Raw genomic sequence first — 1,344 nt, 5'->3', positions numbered from 1 at the left:
CAAAGGTAACTGATGGCATTTAGAGGAAGTTGCTGCGTGGCAGAATAGAGCACTTGATAGTGTATATCCTATAATGTAGATTGTATTCATGTTAAGGCAAGAGACAATCATATAATAATAAATAAAGCAGTTTATCTAGCTACTGGCGTGAATATAGAAGGCAAGAAGGAACTATTAGGTATTGGATAGCAAGAATGAAGGATCTAAATTGTGGATGCAAGTAGTAACAGAAGTAAAGAATGGTGGTGTAGAACGAATATATGTTGCGTGTGTTGATGGTCTTAAAGGTTTCCAGAAGCAATAAATAGCATTTTCCCAAAAACCACAGTACAACTGTGCATTGTTCATATGGTAAGAAACTCTGTAAAATACGTATCATATAAAGATTTAAAATCGGCAACAGCTGATTTGAAGGCAGTTTATTCTGCAATAAATGAAGCAGAGGGATTAAGAGAATTACAAAATTTTGCTAAAAAATGGGATAAAAAATATCCAGTTATTTTTGATATATGGCAGAGAAATTGGTCTGGAATAGCTCCGTTCTTTAGCTTTCCGAAAGACATTAGAAAGGCGATTTACACTACTAATGCTATTGAATCAACTAACCGTCAAATTCATAAAATTATAAAAAATAAGGGGGTATTTTTAGATGATAAATCAATTCAGAAAATAATCTTTTTAGCATTGACAAATGCTTCTAAAAAATGTACAATGCCTATTAAGAATTGGGCCATGGCTTTAAATCAATTTGCTATACTTTGTGATACTAATTTACAAAACTGGGCAAATGGAGAAATCGTACTTACACAAAACATCTGACAGACAATATAAATAAAATAGCGTTTTCTGCTGTTTTAGTTGTGTAAAGCCTCAATACTCTAAGCCTTGTACAATCATCTACAGCAGTAAATTGAAAACAAATTCTACGGATTTTCGTTACATCAATTTGCACTCTATCACCTGGTATGGGTCTATTATACCTTTTGTAAACATCACGCTTTCTATGTCTTTTTATTGCCGGTATATTATGCTTTTTTGAAGTCGCCAAATTGTGGGCGGTGATAACTTAATATTATGGTTGCGGGCAAGTGTAATATTTATACGTTTCGACCAAATTTATGCTTTTGACGTAAATTGATTACAAGTTCTTCTATATCTGCAGTAACCTTTAATTTACCGAGTTTATTAGGTCTTTGTGACTTATCTTTTAAGCCTTCTAATCCCTGCGTTTTATACCTTGTGATCCAACGATATAATGTTGATCTTGGAATACCGCAACGCCGGGCTGTTTTACTTATTGAACCTAATTGTTCATATGTTTGTATCCAAGTAGTACGAGCTTTA

At 33.3% G+C, this 1,344-nt stretch carries 1 protein-coding gene and 1 pseudogene; one reads left to right on the top strand and one right to left on the bottom strand.

Annotation, left to right across the window (positions count from 1 at the left end):
• Positions 1 to 63 precede the first annotated feature (63 nt).
• Positions 64 to 819 (top strand): annotated as a pseudogene (locus tag REIS_RS11590) (transposase).
• Between the two features lie 278 nt (positions 820 to 1,097).
• Here the strand turns inward: REIS_RS11590 and REIS_RS10290 are convergent.
• Positions 1,098 to 1,344: helix-turn-helix domain-containing protein (locus REIS_RS10290; protein ID WP_160143020.1), on the bottom strand; the 247-nt coding region annotated here is incomplete at its 5' end.

It is taken from the genome of Rickettsia endosymbiont of Ixodes scapularis (assembly GCF_000160735.1).
Lineage (GTDB): Bacteria > Pseudomonadota > Alphaproteobacteria > Rickettsiales > Rickettsiaceae > Rickettsia > Rickettsia tamurae.
The sequence above is the reverse complement of the archived record's forward strand: the minus strand, read 5'-3'. Positions and strand labels throughout refer to the sequence as shown.